Source organism: Magnetospirillum moscoviense, from assembly GCF_001650635.1.
In the GTDB taxonomy this organism is placed as follows: domain Bacteria; phylum Pseudomonadota; class Alphaproteobacteria; order Rhodospirillales; family Magnetospirillaceae; genus Magnetospirillum; species Magnetospirillum moscoviense.
Genome location: NZ_LWQU01000011.1, coordinates 1 through 17,869, shown reverse-complemented (window position 1 = coordinate 17,869; position 17,869 = coordinate 1). Strand labels below are relative to the sequence as shown.

Below are 17,869 nucleotides of genomic sequence, written 5' to 3'. Positions count from 1 at the left end.
TCTGGGATGAGCAGGCCACTAATCTGTTGAATTGTGAGGTGATTCCGATGTCCGCATTTTGATGCGAACTTCGGAATCACCACACTAGGTGGAAACCCTTATCCTTGAATCCAGGGCAGCCCCGCCGACTTCCAGCCCTGGGTGGCGCCGCGGTGACGGGCCGGGTCCAGCGGGCCTTCGAATCCGTCGGTGATGTTCCAGCATTGCTGGTGGCCCAACTGGGTCATCAACTCGGCGGCGGCCTTCGAACGCACCCCCGACCGACACAGGAACAGCAGCACGTCGGCGTCGGCGATGCCCTGGCCGCCCAACTGCTCGGCGAAGGATTCGTTGCGGGCCATGGTCGGGAATACCTGCCACGACACCAGGATCGGCTGCTTTTCCAGGGCGCTCAGGTCGGGCAGGCCGACATAGACCCATTCCGCCTGGGTGCGCACGTCGATCAGCTTGGTATTGGGTTCGGCCTGCAGGCGCGCCCAGGCGTCGGCGGGGGTGATTTCTCCGGCATAGGTCATGATGTTCTCCAGATTGTACGTTTAGTCTAGTGTGTTTATGGATTATATAACACAGAAACCTGTTGACTTTATAGACTGTGCAGCGCGATAACGTGAATACGAAATCAACATACACCTTGCGTGTGTGAAATAGAAGAGGACATCTCGATGCTCGACGCCGCCACCTCCGACCTGCCGATTTCCGAGCCGCTGGTTCGCCTGTCGGACCTGGACGAATACCGCGCCGGCCTGGCCCGGCACCTGTCCGGCGAATGGGATGGCGAGCGCTTCACGGCCCATCGCGTCCGTTTCGGCGTCTACGGCCAGAAGCAGCCGGGCGTGCAGATGGTCCGCATCAAGATCCCCGGCGGCCGCCTGCCGGTCGGCTGGCTGCGCACTCTGGCCGCGGTCAATCGCAATTTCGCCGAAGGCGCCTCGCACGTCACCACCCGCCAGGACGTGCAGATCTACGCGGTGGCGCTGGAAAAGACCCCCGACCTGCTCGAGGCGCTTTATTCCAACGGCATCACCACCCGCGAGGCCTGCGGCAACACCATCCGCAACCTGACGGCCTGCGCCCTGGCCGGCGCCTGCCCGCGGGAACTGGTCGATGCTGGTTTGGTCGCCGACCAACTGTCCCGGGCCTGGCTGCGCCATCCGCTGGTTCAGCACATGCCGCGCAAGATCAAGATCACCGTGTCGGGCTGCGCCACCGATTGCGGCCACACCGCCATCCACGATCTGGGCTTCATCGCCATCACCAAGGACGGCCGCCCGGGGTTCCGGGTGACGGCCGGCGGCGGCCTGGGCTCGCAGCCGCGCGCGGCGGTCGAAATCGCTGATTTCGTCACCGAAGATGAGCTGCCGGCGGTGCTGGAAGCCCTGGCCCGGCTGCACCAGCGTTATTCCGATCGTCGCAACCGCAACGCGGCGCGCCTGAAGTTCGTGGCCAAGCGTTTCGGCGACGACAAGTTCCGCGCCCTGTTCGCCGAGGAATTCGAGCGGGTTCGCGGCCTGCCGCAGCGCCACTGGGCCGGCCTGGACTGGAACCGCCCGGCCGAGGCCGCCATCTCGCGGGCTCCGGTCGGGCTGATCGACGCCCATGACGGCTCGGTCGCGGTGTCGGTGTCGGTGCCGCTGGGCATCGTCTCGTCCGAACAATGGGGAGCCCTGGCCGATATCGCCGACCGGGTCGGCGTGACCGAGCTGCGCGCCACCCGCGACCAGAATCTGCTGTTCCTGGGTGTCGCCCGCGAGCAGAGCCAACTGGTGGTCGATGGCGTCCGGGCCATCGGCTTCGACGTGCCGCGCTCGGCCGCCGACATCGCCACGGTGATTTCCTGCCCCGGCACCACCACCTGCCGCATCGGCATCACCAACTCGCAGGGCTTCGCCCGTGAAGCGCTGAATGCCGCCCTGTCCGATCCGCAGGCCAAGGGGACCAGCGTCCACGTCTCGGGCTGCCAGAATTCCTGCGGCCTGCACCATGTCGCCGATTTCGGCCTGCACGGCATGGCCAAGAAGATCGACGGCCAGCCGGCCCCTTACTATCAGCTGCATTTCGGCGGTGACGCCGCCAGCTCGACCATCGGCCTGACCGGCCCGATGATTGCCGCCCGCCACGCGGTCGCCGGCCTGGGGCTGCTGCGCCAGGCCTGGGCTTCGGGCCGTCAGGACGGCGAAGGGGTCAGGGCCTGGGCCGAGCGCCAGGGCAAGGACGGTATCGATGCCATTCTGAACAGCCTGGGTGAAGGCGGCGCCGACGACCTGTTCGTCGATTGGGGCGACAGCCACGATTTCGCAGGTGCGCCGCAGGCCAAGGGCGAGTGCGCGGCGCCCTTCGCCGCCGCCGACCTGTATGAGGATTTGGCCGACGATTCCCTGATCACCCTGGACCGCGCCCTGGCGGTCGGCAACCAGGCCATCGCCGCCGAAGCGGCCGACACCGGCATCGAATATGCCGCCCGCCGGCTGCTGCACCTGAAGGGCGTGCCCAGCGAGGACGGCCAGAACCTGGCCGCCCACATCGCCGCGATCGGCGCCCATTGGGCCGATCAGGCCGATGTGGTCGATGCCGCCCGGACGGCTTTGGCCGCCCGGGGTGGCGAGGCCGAAGCCCTGCGCGAAGCGGTGGCGCTTCTGATCGACACCGCCCGCGACCTGGCCGAGAACCCGGTCTCGGTCGCGGCGGCGGTCGGCGACATCAACGCCCTGCTGGGAGCCGCCGAATGACCGTGATCGACCCGCGTGCGGCCTATGGCGCCCTGGAAGGCCGCGAGTTGATCGAGGTGATGGCCAGGGATGTCTTTCCCGGCCGCATCGCCGTGACCTCGTCGTTCGGTGCCGAATCGGCGGTGCTGCTGGATCTGGTGGCCCAGGTCGATCCGGACCTGCCGGTGATCTTCCTCGATACCGGCGAGCTGTTCGACGAGACCTTGGCCTACCGCTATCAGCTCGAGCGCAAGCTGGGCCTGACCAATGTGGTGGTGGTTCGCCCGACCGACGAGGATCTGAAGGCGGCCCAGGATTTGTGGCGCACCGATGCCGACCGCTGCTGCGAGCTGCGCAAGGTGTGGCCGCTGGCCCGCGCCGTCGCCCCTTACGGTGCGCTGATCGACGGCAGGAAGCGCGGCCACAGCCTGGAACGTCAGACCATCTCGACGGTCGAGCAGGCCGGCCTGGTCACCAAGATCAGCCCGCTGGCCAACTGGAGCGAAGACGCGATCGAGACCGCCTTCAAACTGCGCGGCCTGCCGCGTCATCCGCTGGTCGAGCAGGGCTATCGCTCGATCGGCTGCTGGCCCTGTACCCGGCCGACCAAGCCCGGCGAGCCGGCCCGCGCCGGTCGCTGGGTCGGGTCGGCCAAGTCCGAATGCGGAATCCACACCCTGAATTTCGGCACCGACGGTGCCGGTATCTGACGAGAAAGCGATGACCATGAACCATCTGGACCAATTGGAAGCCCAGTCGATCTACATCCTGCGCGAGGCCTTCAACCGCCTGGACAAGATCGCCATGCTGTGGTCGATCGGCAAGGATTCCAACGTCATGCTGTGGCTGGCCCGCAAGGCGTTCTTCGGCCATGTGCCGTTTCCGGTGCTGCATGTCGACACCCACCACAAGATTCCGGAAATGATCGAGTTCCGCGACCGCGTCGCCAAGGAATGGAACCTGCCGCTGATCGTCGGCGAGAACCGCGCCGCGCTGGATGCCGGCATGGGGCCGCACCAGGGCCGGGTCAATTGCTGCACCGCCTTGAAGACCGAGGGCCTGAAGGCTCTGCTGGCCCAGCACGGCTATACCGGCGTGATCGCCGGCATCCGCCGCGACGAGGAAGGCACCCGGGCCAAGGAGCGGGTGTTCAGCCCGCGCAACGCACAGGCCGAATGGGACGTGCGTGATCAGCCGCCCGAATTCTGGGACCAGTTCAAGACCGACTTCGCCCCGGGCACGTCCTTGCGTATCCACCCCCTGCTGGCCTGGACCGAGCTGGATGTGTGGCGCTACATCGCCCGCGAGAACATCCCGGTGGTCGATCTTTACTTCGCCAAGGACGGCAAGCGTTACCGCTCGCTCGGCTGCGCGCCGTGCACCGGCTCGGTCGCCTCGACCGCCTCGAATGTCGAGGAAATCATCGAGGAACTGGAAACCACCCGGATTTCCGAACGTTCGGGCCGCGCCCAGGACAAGGAATCCGAAGACGCCTTCGAACGGCTGCGTGCCGGCGGCTACATGTAAGCGAACGACGAGGATTATGGATATGAGCAACACTCCGCTGAAGATCGTCGTCGTCGGCCATGTCGACCACGGCAAGTCGACCCTGGTGGGTCGCGTCCTGCACGAAACCGGCGCCCTGCCCGAAGGAAAGGTCGAGGCCCTGCGCGAGGTCTGCGACAAGCGCGGCATGCCGTTCGAGTGGGCCTTCGTCATGGACGCCCTGCAGGCCGAGCGCGACCAGGGCATCACCATCGACACCTCGCAGCTTTATTTCCATACCGGCGAGCGGCCGGTGCTGATCATCGACGCGCCCGGTCACAAGGAATTCCTGAAGAACATGATCACCGGCGCCGCCTCGGCCGAAGCCGCCGTGCTGGTGATCGACGCCCATGAAGGCGTGCAGGAACAATCGCGCCGTCACGGCTATCTGCTGCACCTTCTGGGGCTGACCCAGATCGCGGTGGCGGTCAACAAGATGGACCTGGTCAACTGGGATGAAGCCCGCTTCAAGGAAGTCGAGGCGGAAATCCGCGCCTATCTGGCCGGAATCGGCGTGATTCCGACCCATGTCATCCCGGTGTCGGCCCGCAGCGGCGAGTTCGTCCGCGAGAAGGGCCAGGCCGGCTGGTACAAGGGCCCGACGGTGATCGAGGCGCTGAATGGCTTCAATGGCGCCGCCCAGGCCACCGACCAGGCGCTGCGCCTGCCGGTGCAGGACGTCTACAAGTTCGACCAGCGCCGCATCATCGCCGGCCGCATCGAATCCGGCCGCCTCAAGGTCGGCGACCGCCTGGTCTTCTCGCCGTCGGGCAAGTCGGCCCGGGTCGCCACCATCGAGGACTGGGCCGGCGAGCATGTTACCACACTCGCTTCGGCGGCCGGCCGCTCGGTCGGCTTCACCCTGGACGAGCCGATCTTCGTCGAGCGCGGCCAAGTGGCTCACCTGGCCGACAACAGCCCGGTCCTGGCCCATGAAATCCGTGCCCGGGTGTTCTGGCTGGGCCGCGAGCCGCTGGTCAAGGGCGACCGCCTGAAGCTGAAGCTGGCCACCGCCGAATACAGTGTCGAAGTCGCCGCGATCGAACGCGTCGTCGATGTCGCCGATCTGGCCAGCCACGAAGCCGAGGTGGTGCAGAAGAACGCGGTGGCAGAGGTGGTGCTGCGCTCGCGCGCAGCCATCGCCTTCGACGCCTTCGGCGCCAACGCCCGCCTGGGCCGCTTCGTGCTGGTGCACGGCTTCGACATCGTCGGCGGCGGCATCATCGCCGAGGCGGCTGCGGCCAGCCGCAACATCTATGCCGTCGATCACAAGGTCACCGTCGATACCCGCGCCGTCGCCAACGGTCACAAGGGCGGCGTGGTGTGGCTGACCGGCCTGTCGGGCGCCGGCAAGTCGACCATCGCCATGGAACTGGAACGCCGGCTGTTCCAGAAGGGCTGGCAGGCCAGCGTGCTGGACGGCGACAATGTCCGCCACGGTCTGTGCTCGGACCTGGGCTTCTCGCCCGATGACCGCGCCGAGAACATCCGCCGCGTCGGCGAGGTCGCCCATCTGATGGCCAAGGCCGGCCTGCTGGTGGTGACCGCCTTCATCAGCCCCTATCGCACCGACCGCGACCGGGTGCGCGCCATCGACCCCGACGCCTTCCACGAGGTCTATGTCGCCACCGACTTGAACGAGTGCGAACGCCGCGACCCCAAGGGCCTGTACAAGAAGGCCCGCAAGGGCGAAATCCCGGAATTCACCGGCATCTCGGCCCCCTACGAGCCGCCGGCCGAGCCCGAGCTGCATCTCGATACCACCGGCAAGTCCATCGACGAATCGGTGGCCGAGTTGGTGGCCTATATCGAGGCGCGATTCGGTAATCTTGCGCTGGTGCAGGCCAGCGCCTGAGTTCGCCTATTAACCGAAAGAGGGGGCGGAGGTATTCCTCCGCCCCGCTTTTAATTCGGGTCTCGCGACCTTACCTTGGCGTATGGATGGGTGAGCGAGGTGACGGCGGATGAGTCAATGCGGGCCCCGCCACGGCAAACCGCCACGGACGACCGGGGCGCCATCCCGGGCGATCACCCGGCTGCGCGACCGGGTCAGCCAACTGGAACAAGCCAGGGCTGAGCTGCAGGCGGCCAAGACGGCCTTGCAGGAAAGCGAGGAACGCTACGCCCTGGCCATGCGCGGCCCCAACGAGGGCCTGTGGGACTGGAACCCGGTCACCAAGGAGCTTTACCTGTCGGCCCGCCTGCTGACCATCCTGGGCTTCGGCTCGGACAACGTTCGCACCACCTCGAACGAATGGCTGGAAATCGTCCATCCCGAGGACCGCGGTCGCTATCAGTCCGATCTGGTTCGCCACCTCAAAGGCCTGGACGAACATTTCGAATGCGAATATCGCGTCCGCGACCAGGCCGGCACCTATCGCTGGATGCAGGCTCGCGGGCTGGCGGTCAGGGGGGCGAATGGCGTCGCCACCCGCATGGTCGGCTCGATCGGCGACATCACCGAAAGAAAGCAGCGCGAATCGATCCTCAGGGCCAGCGAGGCCCGGTTCCGCTCGCTGGTCGAGGCCGCCGCCAGCGTCATCGTGGTGATCGACGGCGCCGGCCTGCTGCGCGAATTCAACCGCGAGGCCGAACGGGTGTTCAATGTTCGCCGCGACGTGGTCGTCGATCAGCCGTGGAATAATGTGCTGACCATGACCGGGGGCAATTTCGGCGCGCTGTTGGCCACCGTGCGGTGCGGACATAGCGTGCGCGAGCAGGAATTGACCACGGCCGAAGGCACAGTGTTGTCGTGGAACCTGGCCTTGTTGGACGACGGGGCCGGAATCATTGGCGTGGCCCAGGACGTGACCCGGCGCCATTGGGCGGAAAAGTCGCTCGGTTATGTCAACGAAAGCCTGGAACGCCGCGTCGCCGAGCGCACCCGCGAATTGGACCGGGCCCGGGAAGAGGCCGAGCAGGCCAGCAAGGCCAAAAGCGATTTCGTCGCCAATATGAGCCATGAATTGCGCACGCCCTTGAACGCCATCATCGGCTTTTCCGACGTCATGCGCCTGGGGGTGATGGGGCCGTTGGACAACAGCCATTACACCGATTACGTCGAGGCGATCTGGGATTCCGGCACTCACCTTTTGTCGTTGATCAACGACATCTTGGACATGGCCAAGATCGAGGCCGGCGAGTTCGCGCTGCGCCGCGAGCCGGTCAACCCGGTCACCATTCTGCATTCGGCCTGCCGGTTGGTCCGCGACAAGGCCCGGGCGCACGAAGTGACCATGAAGCTGGCGGTTCACGACGATATCGGAACGGTCGAGTTGGATCCCTTGCGGTTTCGCCAGATCATCTTGAACCTGACCTCGAACGCCTTGAAGTTCACCCCCGCCGGTGGCGAGGTCGAGGTGGTGCTGCGCCGCGACGAGGACTTCCTGCACTTGAGCATCGCCGATTCCGGCATCGGCATGACGCCGGACGAAATCGCCCGGGCCATGCGCCCCTTCGTCCAGGTCGATTCCTCGTTGGCGCGGCGCTTCCAGGGGACCGGCCTGGGGCTGCCCTTGACCCAGAAGTTCGTCGACATGCATGGCGGCACCTTGTCGATCGAAAGCTGCCCCGGGACGGGAACGAAGGTGACGGTGATGTTGCCTGCCGCGGATTCGTCTATAGTCGCCCGATGATCGACTATGATTTTCCGCTGTGGCGGCCACCATCCGAGGGCGACAACCTGATCATCCAGGCGACGCTGGGGTGTCGCTACAATCATTGCGCCTTCTGCTCGATGTACAAGGGCAAGACCTATCGCGCCCGGCCGCTGCCCGAATTGTTCGCCGACATCGATGCGGCCGCCGCCGACTGGCCCGAGGCGCACCGGGTGTTCCTGGCCGATGGCGACGCCTACAACCTGCCGACCGAGATTTTGGCGGCCATCTGCGACCATCTGGCGGCCAGGCTGCCCAATCTGCAGCGGGTCACCGCCTATGCCACGCCCTTCAACCTGCTGGCCAAGTCGGTCGAAGACATGCGGGCCTTGAAGGAGAAGCGGCTGACCCAGGTCTATCTGGGCATCGAGACCGGCAACGACCGGCTGCTGAAGGTGATCGCCAAGGGCTCGCGCAAGCAGATGGCGGCGGCGCTGGCGCGGGCGCGGGAAGCCGGCCTCAAGGTGTCGGCGACGGTGATCACCGGGCTGGGCGGCCAGGCCCATTGGCAGGATCACATCGACGACACCGCCAGTCTGGTCAACCTGGCTCCGCCGACCTTCCTGTCGGTCCTGCAACTGGGGCTGGAGGAATCGGTGGCCAAGAACTTCTTCGCCCGTCAGGGCGAAGCCTTCGCCTGGCAGGACGACCGCGCCGTGCTGGTCGAACTGCGCCGTTTGATCGAACGCCTCGATCCGCCGGCTCCGGTGATCTTTCGCTCGAACCATGCCAGCAACGCCCTGGCCCTGGCCGGTACCCTGCCCAAGGACAAGGATCGCCTGTTGGCGCAAGTGGACATGGCCCTGGCCGGCCAGGGCCGGTTGCGGCCTCGCTGGATCAGGGGGCTTTAGGGGAGGGACTTAGCCCAGTTCGGGCAGCCAGCTGGCCGGCTTCTGGCCGCTTTGCGGCTTGGTCGGGGCGGCGGGCTTGGCCGCTGTCGGCGGGGCGCCGGGTGCCGGCGCGGCCGATGGGGCGGGCGATCCCGCTTCGCCTTCTTTGGCGTCCTTGGCGTCGCGGGCGGCCTGAACGGCGGCTGCCGCTTCGCCGCCGCCACCACCACGGCGTAGGCGGGCTTCCAGGGCGGCGATGGTGGCGCGGTCGGCTTCCACCGCCTTTTGCCATTCGGCCCGCTCGGCTTTCAAACCCTGTTCCAGCGCCTCGATCCGGCCCAGCAGGGGCGCGGTGATGTCGTTCAGCTTGCTGGAGTTCTCGGTGAACAGGTTGGTCTTGACCCGGTCGATATCTTCCAGCAGGTCGCGCTTGATCCACTTGGACTTCTTGTCCAGGTCCTCGCCCATCTTTGACAGGCGTTCCTCGACCTCGGAATTGATCTGGACCTTGATCTCATAGGCCGACCTGACCAGGTTGGCCATGTACATCATCAGGCCGCCGCCGACCACAAGGATGACGCCGGCAGCCAGGCTGATGATAAGGACCGTCGAAAAACCCATGTTCGCCTGTCAGATAGCAGGGCAGGGAGATATTTCCCCTGTGTTTATCTAATTTCGTCCATGCGGCCTGGCAATGCAACAGGCGATGGGAAAAGTCGTGCGATTGGTTCGCCCGATGCGAAGAAAATAGGCGCGCCCCCCTTTTCGTCGTCGGCGCGAGCGACGATACTGGTGGCCAAGACAATCAATGACCGAGGGCTTCATGAACGTGTTCGCCGACTGGATCAAGGCCAACGGGGTCTCCGAGGTGGAGTGTCTGGTCCCCGACATGTCCGGCATCGCCCGAGGCAAGATCGTCCCGGCGCAGAAGTTCGTTCACGCGGCGCAGTCCAGGGGCCTGCGCATGCCGGAAAGCATTTTCGTGCAGACGGTGACCGGCGAATATCCGGAAGAGGACGTCACCGGCATCGCCAACGGCGACATCTACCTGATGCCCGATGCCTCGACGCTTCGCCGGGTGCCGTGGGTCGAGGAACGCACCGCCTGCGTCATCAACGATTGCTCCTATGCCGACGGCCGTCCCGTCGAGATCAGCCCGCGCCACGTGCTGAAGCGGGTGCTGGCCCTTTATGAAAACGCGGGCTGGCGTCCGGTGGTGGCGCCCGAGCTGGAATTCTTCCTGGTCAGCCAGAATACCGACAGCGACTATCCCTTGGTGCCGCCGACCGGCCGGTCGGGCCGGCCCGAGACCGGGCGGCCGGCTTACGGCGTCGATGCCATCAACGAGTTCGAGGGGCTGTTCGACCAGCTCTACGATTTCTCGGAGACCCTGGGCCTTGACGTCGATACCTTGTCGCACGAGGCCGGCAACGGCCAGATGGAGGTCAATTTCGACCACGGCAACGCGCTGGACCTGGCCGATCAGGTGTTCCTGTTCAAGCGCACGGTGCGCCAGGTGGCGCTGCGCATGGGGCTGTACGCCACCTTCATGGCCAAGCCGATGCAGAACGAGCCGGGCAGCGCCATGCACATCCACCAGAATTTGGTGGATGCCGTGTCGGGCCGCAACCTGTTCGCCGATGAAAACGGCGCCGACACCGAATTGTTCCGCTGGTATATCGGCGGGCTGCGCAAGTACTTGCCGCAAACGATGTTGTTGTTCGCCCCCAACGTCAATTCCTATCGCCGGCTGGTGCCCGATTACGACGCCCCCATCAACGTCCATTGGGGCCGCGACAACCGCACGGTCGGCCTGCGCGTGCCGGAATCCGGCCAATCCTCGCGCCGGGTCGAGAACCGCCTGGCCGGTGCCGACGCCAACCCCTATCTGGCCATCGCCGGCTCGCTGGTGTGCGGCTGGCTGGGCATTCAGAACAAGGTCGATCCCGGCGAGCCGATCAATGGTTCGGGCTACACAAGGGCGCATTCGCTGCCACGCCACCTGCCCGACGCCCTGGAGAAGCTGAAGGCCGCCCGCCAAGTGCGCGAGGCCCTGGGCGAGGATTTCTGCGAGGCCTTCATGTCGGTCAAGGAAGCCGAGTGGGACGCCTATCAGCGGGTGGTGTCTAGTTGGGAGCGCGAGTATCTCCTATTGAATGTATAGTCCCCACCCAGCCCGCGATGGTGTCGGCGTTTAATTATCGTTTAAATACGCACTTCTTGCGCACACATTAAACTTCCGTTAATGTATCAGCGGGATGGGATGGCGCATGTTTGCGCCATGGAGGGGTGTGCATGGGTGACGAGGCCGGAATGGTCGAGAAGCTGAAGGCGCAGCGTGATCGCTTCATCGCGTTCGCCTTTGCCGGTGCCGACCTGCTGTTGGAAGTCACGGAGCAAAATCAGGTCGCCTATTCGGCCGGTGCCGGCGAAGCGCTGTACGGACTGACCGACAACGACCTGATGGGCAAACCGCTGGGCGACCTTGTCCACCCCAAGGACCGCAAGCGTTTCGATGAATCGATGCAGCGGCTGAAGAATACCGGCCGCCTTGATCACACGCCCTTGATGCTGGTCGGCTCGGCCGGCACGGTCACCCGCATGCGCATGGCCGGCATCCGCCTGCCGCAATTTCCCAAGACCTATCACGTCGTGCTGTCGCGCGTGCCGCCGATCGCGGTCGCCGAGGCCGACCGGGTGGTCGGTGACGTCGATCACAAGGCCCAGTTCATCGAGATGGTGCGGACCCGTCTGAACGAGGCCAACCGCATCGGCACCGACTACACCTTGACCCTGTTCGACCTGTCGGCGACCAATTTCAACGCCATCGAGCCGGCCATCGCCCAGACCTTCCTGGCCACCGTTCAGCACACCTTGGACGAATGCTCGGTCAGGGGTGCCTCGGCCGGGGCGCTGTCGACCTCGTCGTTCGGCCTGGTCCACGACGACAAGACCAGTGCCGCCGAGGTGCACAAGCGCGTGTCGGCGGTGGCCGACAAGTTCGCCGGCAAGACCAACGGCGCCGCCTCGGTCAAGATGCGCACCGCCTCCTTGGAAATGGAAGATTCGGCGCTGTCGGACGAAGACATCTCCAAGGCGCTGACCTATATCGTCAACGGCTTCGTCAAGGACAGCGCCCGCTTCGCCCTGAAATCGCTGGCTGAAGGCGCCCGCGTCGCGGTCGAGGACACGCTGATCCGCGTGCGCAATTTCCGCAAGATGATCAAGGGCGACGACAAGCTGATCTTTTTGTTCCAACCGATCGTCAACGTCCGCACCGGCGCGGTGCTGCAATACGAGGCCTTCAGCCGCATCCAGCACAATGGCGCCTTCTTCACCCCCAACCAGATCATCCCGTTCGCCACCGATGTCGGTGTGATCGGCGAGTTCGACCTGATCGCGGTGACCAAGGCGCTGAAGATCTTGAAGGAACCGGGCGAGGTGTCGAGCCTGGCCAACATCGCCGTCAACATCTCGGGCCAGTCGCTGGGCAATCCCGGTTTCTATCATTCGCTGCTGAAGCTGATGGACCAGTACAAGTCGGTGCTGGGCCGTCTGGTGCTGGAAGTCACCGATGCCACCGACATCTACAATCTGGACGAGGCCAAGCGCCTGCTGATGCGCATTCGCAAGATGGGCACGCGCATTTCGCTGGACGATTTCGGCTCGGGCGGATCGGCCTTCGACCTGCTGCGCATCCTGCCGGTCGATTTCGCCAAGTTCGATCACGATTATGTGCGCGACGCCCACGACCCCAAGGGCCGGTCGGTGCTGAAGGCGATGACCAGCCTGTGCCACGATCTGGGGATCGTCACCATCGGCGAATGCGTCGAGGACGCGGCGATGCTGCGGAATTTGGCCGATATCGGCGTCGATTACGCCCAGGGCTATTATTTCGGTCAGCCGGCCGCCGACGTCGCCAAGCGCATCAAGTATTTCACCGACCACGTCAAGCAGGCCGGCACCGCCCAGCCCGGTCTGGCGATGGGCGGCTGACCCCTGGTCAGGGCCGGCGGCTGACGGTATAAAACGCGCATGCGCGCGCCCATCCCCGTTTCTGCCCTCACTCCCTTCGAGGCCCGTATCGAGGCCGCCACCTTGCGTGAGCAGGTGGGGCGCTGGGATATCGCCTATCACCAGAACGATGCCCCCGAGGTGGACGACGCCACCTACGATGCGGCGCGGCGTCGCCTGGGCGAGATCGAGGAACGCTTCCCCGAACTGGTCAGCGGCGCCAGCCCGACCGCCAAGGTCGGCGCCGCGCCCCTTGAAGGGTTCGGCAAGGTCCGCCATGCGGTGCCGATGCTGTCGCTGGACAATGCCTTCACCGACGACGACGTGCGGGAATTCGAAGGGCGCATCCGCCGCTTCCTGGCCTTGGCCCCCGATCAAGCGATCAATTTCGTCGCCGAGCCGAAGATCGACGGATTGTCCATCAGCTTGCGCTACGAGGATGGCCGTTTCGTCCAGGCCGCCACCCGCGGCGACGGTGCCGAGGGCGAAGACGTCACCCTTAATATCCGCACCCTGATCGCCCGGGGCAAGTTGCCGGAAACCATCGCGGGCGCCCCGCGCATCCTTGAGGTCCGGGGCGAGGTCTATATGGCCAAGGCCGACTTCCTGGCCCTCAACCAGCGCCAGGAAGAAGCCGGCGACAAGCTGTTCGCCAATCCCCGGAACGCCGCCGCCGGATCGTTGCGCCAGTTGGACCCGACTATTACCGCCAGCCGGCCGCTGTCGCTGTTCGTCTATGCGCTGGGCGATTGTTCGGATCAGGTGGCCGACAGCCATGCCAGCTTCCTGGACCGCCTGCGCGGTTGGGGTTTCCCGGTCAATGACCGGATCGAAAGGGTGGCGGGTGCCGACGGGCTGTTGGCGGTCTACGGCCGACTGGGGATCGACCGCGCCGGGCTGGATTACGATATCGACGGCATCGTCTACAAGGTCGATCGGTTCGATTGGCAGGCCCGGCTGGGCTTTGTCAGCCGCAGCCCGCGCTGGGCCATCGCGCACAAGTTTCCGGCCGAGCAGGCGACCACCCGGCTGGAAAAGATCGAGATCCAGGTCGGCCGGACCGGGGTGCTGACCCCGGTGGCCCATCTGCAGCCGGTCAATGTCGGCGGCGTGGTGGTGTCGCGCGCCACCCTTCACAACGAGGACGAGATCGCCCGCAAGGATGTCCGGGTCGGTGACGTCGTGGTGATCCAGCGGGCCGGCGACGTCATCCCCCAGGTGGTATCGGTGGTGCTTGACCGGCGCCCGGCCGACAGTTCCGCCTTCGTCTTCCCCGACACCTGCCCGGTCTGCGGTGCGCATGCCGTCAGGGCCGAGGGCGAGGTGGCCAAGCGCTGCACCGGCGGCCTGTCGTGCAAGGCCCAGGTCAAGGAGCGGCTTCGCCATTTCGTGTCGCGCAACGCCTTCGACATCGAAGGGCTGGGCGACGAGAACATTGCCCTGCTGGTCGATAAGGATTGGATCACGGGGCCGGCCGACATCTTCCGTCTGGAAGAAAAGAACACGGGGATCGTGCGGCTGCAAAGCTATCCCGGCTGGGGCGAGAAGAAGGTGACGAAATTGTTCGCCGCCATCAACGCCCGGCGCACCATCGGGCTGGAACGCTTCATCTTCGCGCTGGGCATCCCCCAGGTGGGCGAGGCCACGGCCAAGCGGCTGGCCCGCCATTACGGCAGCTTCGCCCGCTGGCGGGAATCCATGCTGGCGGCGATCGCCCGCGAGAACGAGGCCTATCACGAACTGACCTCGATCGAGGATATCGGCCCCAGCGTTGCCGGCGACCTGCTGGCCTTCTTCGCGGAAGAGCATAACCTGCGGGTGCTGGACGAATTGTGTGGCCCTGCCGTGGATTGCCGGGCTCGACCCACTTCTGTCCGGTTAGAGGAGGGCGTATCCACCCAAGAGCCGTCATCCCCGCGCAGGCGGGGATCCATGGCGCCGGCCGCTCGGCTGTATCCCATTGAAGAAACGGCATTCCAGCGTCATGCATGGATTCCCGCCTGCGCGGGAATGACGGCTGAGCGGGGGAGACGGTTTCAACTGTTCCGGAAACGCCTATCTCCCCGCAAATCCGCACGATGCAATGTGTTCATCGATGGAGGGAGAATTCTAACCGGACAGAAGTGGGTCAAGCCCGGCAATGACGACACGTCAGATACCGTCATGCCCGGACTTGATCCGGGCATCCAGACACAGCCATTGTTGACCGTCACCGACGCCGAGATCATCGTCGCCGGCAATTCCCCGGTCGCCGGCAAGGCGGTGGTATTCACCGGCGAACTGGTGACCATGACCCGGGCCGAGGCCAAGGCCCGCGCCGAAAGCCTGGGCGCCAAGGTGGTGGGATCGGTGTCGAAGAAGACCGATTACGTGGTGGCCGGGGCCAATGCCGGCTCGAAGCTGACCGACGCCCAGAAGCTGGGGGTGACGGTGCTGACCGAGGACGAGTGGCAGGCGCTGGTCGGGACGACATAAAACAGGCGCCCGCTCGGTTTCCCGGGCGGGCGCCTGTGGGACTGGCCGGTCTTAAGCGGCCATGACCTCGATATGATGGTCGGTGAAGAACCGGGCCATGTCGTGGTCTTCATGGGCGAAGTGCTCGCGGGTCCATCCGGCCAGGAAGTCGAACAAGGCGGTGGTCGAATCCGGCTTGCCTTCCTCGATGGCCCGTTTCAGCGCGACGAACCTTTCGACGAACAGGCGATGGTTGGCCTGATGGTCGGCCAGGGCCGGATAGGCGGCCCGGGTCATGGCCCGCTCCTCATTGGCGAAGTGGGTCTTCATGTCGTCGAGCAGGGTCGGCAGCACGCGCACGATTCCCTTGCCGCCGTCGCCGGTCATCATGTCGGCGAACAGTTTGTTGATCTGTTTGAGGTAGGCGCGGTGCTCGGAATCGATCGCCGGGATACCGGTTTCATACTCGTCCTTCCAGGTCATCAGCTCCATCTGATCCTTGTCGGAACGAACCTGATCCAGGAAGCGTTTGACCTCGCCTTGCAGATATTCCGCCTGCTGCGACAATTCGGTCGCGGACATGCGGATCTGCTCGGCGGCACCGCCGGTATCGTTGGCGGCCTGCTGGACCACCACGATATTGGCCGAGACCTCCTGGGTACCGATCGAGGCCTGTTCGACGTTGCGGGCGATCTCGCCGGTCGCCGCGGATTGCTCCTGCACCGCCGCCGACACGGTAGCGCTGATCTCGTTCACCTCGCGGATGACCTTCGAGATGCTGTCGATGGCGGTCACCGCCTCGCGGGTGCCGTCCTGCACCGCATGGATGTGGGCGGTGATCTCTTCGGTGGCCTTGGCGGTCTGGCTGGCCAGATTCTTGACCTCGCCGGCCACCACCGCGAAGCCCTTGCCGGCGTCGCCGGCACGCGCGGCCTCGATGGTGGCGTTCAGGGCCAGCAGATTGGTCTGGCCGGCGATGGCATTGATCAGCTGCACGATCTGACCGATCTGGCCGACCGCGGTCGCCAGGTTCTCGATCATTTCGGTGGTATGGCGCGCTTCGCTGTCGGCCTTGGCGGCCACCTGCAGCGAGCGCTCGACCTGATGCGAAATCTCGTTGATGGACGCCGCCAGTTCCTCGGTCGCCAACGCCACCGTCTCGACATTGGTCGAGGCCTGCTGCGACGACGCCGCCACGGCGGTGGCCTGGTGGCTGGTCTCGGTGGCGGCCATCTGGCTGGCAGATGCCTGCAGTTCGGTCACCGCGCTGGTCACCGTACCGACCACCTTGCCGACGCTGGATTCGAACGCGTCGGCCATGTGATGCATGGCGGCGCGGCGATCGGCCTCGGCCTGGCGTTTCTGTTCCTCTTGCTCGGCTTCCAACTGACGGACGCGGATCATTTGCGCTTTGAAGTGATCGACCGACTTGGCCATGGCGCCGATTTCGTCGGCACGGTCGGTGAAGCGGACATCGACGGCCAGGTTATCGGCGGCAAGTTGGCCCATCACCCCGGTCATGGCGTTGACCGGATTGACGATCGAGCGGGCGATCAGGAAGGCGCCGGCAAGGCCCAAAGCCAAGGCGGCAATCACGACGGCGAACGTCGTGGTCTGCTGGGTGGATAGCAGGGCTCCGATCTCGGCCTTCAGGCTATCCAGATAGCTTTGCTGCGATTCCCGGGTTGCCGTGCCGAGCTTGCCGAATTCCTCGGCCAATTTAGGCATGCTGACGGTTACGAGTTCGTTGCGTTGCATGATCGACGCAGAGACCTCACGGAACGCGGCCTCATAGGCCGTAAGCGCCTCGATCACCTTACCGATCATTTCGCGCTCGCCCGGGCTCCTGGCTGCGGCAATGGCTTTGCGGCTTGAGGAAGTGGCGGTATCCTTTAACGTGGTTGCCTCGGTGACCAGCGCCGGATCGGGTTCCGCCAGGAACTTGACTGCATTCAATCGCATCAGCAGCAGGGCTTCCTGAACTTCCCCGATATGGGCGGCGAGTTCGAACTCACGCCTGGACATGGATTCATCCATGACGGAGCTCAGGATCTTGCGTGCTTCGGCCCCTTTGGGATTGAGCGTCCCTTCGACCAGCGCGTCACGCTTCTCGCGCAGCACGGTCACTTTCTCGAATTCCGCGGAATATTCGTCGACAAGCTTCGCCATGCGTTCGAGATTGGCCTTGCGGGTCGGGTCCAATGTCGCCGCGACCGCGAGCGGAAGCTCATTCCTGAGAACCGTCACCATCGCACGGACTTCAGGGATGTAGCTGTCCTTGCCCGTGTAGGTGTAGCCGACGACGTTGCGGCGCATGGTTCCGACATTGCGCTCAATGGTTGCGATCCTGGTGGCGTTATCCACGACGGAATCAAAAGGTATGGACATTCTTGGTCACGGCGATTCCGCCATAGATGGAAAACCCGGCGACGATCATGAGCAAGGCGATGAGAGCCAGAAAGCCCCCCCAATTCTGGTTTTGACTGTCAACAAAGATTGTCGGGTTGCCATGAAAGCCTCCCTTGGCCTGCGTCGGGCCGGATCAGTGGATTCTGGGTGATTGCTGAATTCCCGAACCCCGACGCCTAATACCGGCGAACCTACGAAATGACCTGCTGGACCCAGGGCTGATAGCAGAGGCTTTTGACCCTGTCGCTGTCGGCGA

General features: G+C 64.9%; 12 protein-coding genes. 9 read left to right on the top strand and 3 right to left on the bottom strand.

Annotated features, from left to right (window positions below):
• Positions 1–98: 98 nt before the first annotated feature.
• On the bottom strand, positions 99–515 hold the full coding sequence (locus A6A05_RS00490; RefSeq protein ID WP_068496399.1) for a rhodanese-like domain-containing protein: 417 nt from the start codon (positions 513–515) through the stop codon (positions 99–101).
• Between the two features lie 147 nt (positions 516–662).
• Here A6A05_RS00490 and A6A05_RS00485 point away from each other — a divergent pair, with 147 nt between their 5' ends.
• The 6 genes from A6A05_RS00485 to A6A05_RS00460 all read left to right on the top strand — a co-directional run bounded on the left by A6A05_RS00485 (position 663) and on the right by A6A05_RS00460 (position 8,757).
• Positions 663–2,726: a nitrite/sulfite reductase gene (locus A6A05_RS00485; protein ID WP_068496397.1), complete on the top strand. Its 2,064-nt coding sequence runs from the start codon at positions 663–665 to the stop codon at positions 2,724–2,726.
• Positions 2,723–3,415 (top strand): phosphoadenylyl-sulfate reductase, encoded by a 693-nt coding sequence (locus A6A05_RS00480; protein WP_068496395.1) that lies wholly within the window; start codon positions 2,723–2,725, stop codon positions 3,413–3,415. Before A6A05_RS00485 ends, A6A05_RS00480 begins: the two co-directional genes overlap by 4 nt.
• 16 nt (positions 3,416–3,431) lie before the next feature.
• Positions 3,432–4,232, top strand: coding sequence for a sulfate adenylyltransferase subunit CysD (gene cysD / locus A6A05_RS00475; RefSeq protein ID WP_068496506.1), 801 nt, complete (start codon positions 3,432–3,434; stop codon positions 4,230–4,232).
• Positions 4,233–4,254: 22 nt separating this feature from the next.
• Positions 4,255–6,105: an adenylyl-sulfate kinase gene (gene cysC / locus A6A05_RS00470; RefSeq protein ID WP_068496393.1), complete on the top strand. Its 1,851-nt coding sequence runs from the start codon at positions 4,255–4,257 to the stop codon at positions 6,103–6,105.
• Positions 6,106–6,214: 109 nt separating this feature from the next.
• On the top strand, positions 6,215–7,885 hold the full coding sequence (locus A6A05_RS00465) for a PAS domain-containing sensor histidine kinase (RefSeq protein WP_082910581.1): 1,671 nt from the start codon (positions 6,215–6,217) through the stop codon (positions 7,883–7,885).
• Complete coding sequence (locus A6A05_RS00460; RefSeq protein ID WP_068496392.1) at positions 7,882–8,757, top strand: radical SAM protein; 876 nt, start codon at positions 7,882–7,884, stop codon at positions 8,755–8,757. The genes A6A05_RS00465 and A6A05_RS00460 overlap by 4 nt, the downstream gene beginning before the upstream one ends.
• A 9-nt stretch (positions 8,758–8,766) precedes the next feature.
• On the opposite strand, the gene A6A05_RS00455 is transcribed toward A6A05_RS00460, so the two are convergent.
• On the bottom strand, positions 8,767–9,357 hold the full coding sequence (locus A6A05_RS00455) for a hypothetical protein (RefSeq protein WP_068496389.1): 591 nt from the start codon (positions 9,355–9,357) through the stop codon (positions 8,767–8,769).
• Positions 9,358–9,559: 202 nt separating this feature from the next.
• On the opposite strand from A6A05_RS00455, the gene A6A05_RS00450 reads away from it, so the two are divergent.
• From A6A05_RS00450 to ligA, 3 genes are all read left to right on the top strand, one after another.
• The gene (locus tag A6A05_RS00450) at positions 9,560–10,900 is read left to right on the top strand and encodes a glutamine synthetase family protein (RefSeq protein ID WP_068496502.1); all 1,341 of its coding nucleotides are present in this window, start codon (positions 9,560–9,562) and stop codon (positions 10,898–10,900) included.
• Positions 10,901–11,031: 131 nt separating this feature from the next.
• A complete protein-coding gene (locus A6A05_RS00445) occupies positions 11,032–12,732 on the top strand; it encodes a sensor domain-containing phosphodiesterase (RefSeq protein WP_068496387.1) in 1,701 nt (566 codons plus the stop codon).
• Between the two features lie 39 nt (positions 12,733–12,771).
• Positions 12,772–15,225 (top strand): NAD-dependent DNA ligase LigA, encoded by a 2,454-nt coding sequence (ligA, locus tag A6A05_RS00440; protein WP_068496385.1) that lies wholly within the window; start codon positions 12,772–12,774, stop codon positions 15,223–15,225.
• Between the two features lie 51 nt (positions 15,226–15,276).
• On the opposite strand, the gene A6A05_RS00435 is transcribed toward ligA, so the two are convergent.
• Positions 15,277–17,520 carry a bacteriohemerythrin gene (locus A6A05_RS00435; protein ID WP_068496383.1) on the bottom strand — a complete coding sequence of 748 codons (2,244 nt, stop codon included), beginning with the start codon at positions 17,518–17,520 and terminating at the stop codon, positions 15,277–15,279.
• Positions 17,521–17,869: the final 349 nt, after the last annotated feature.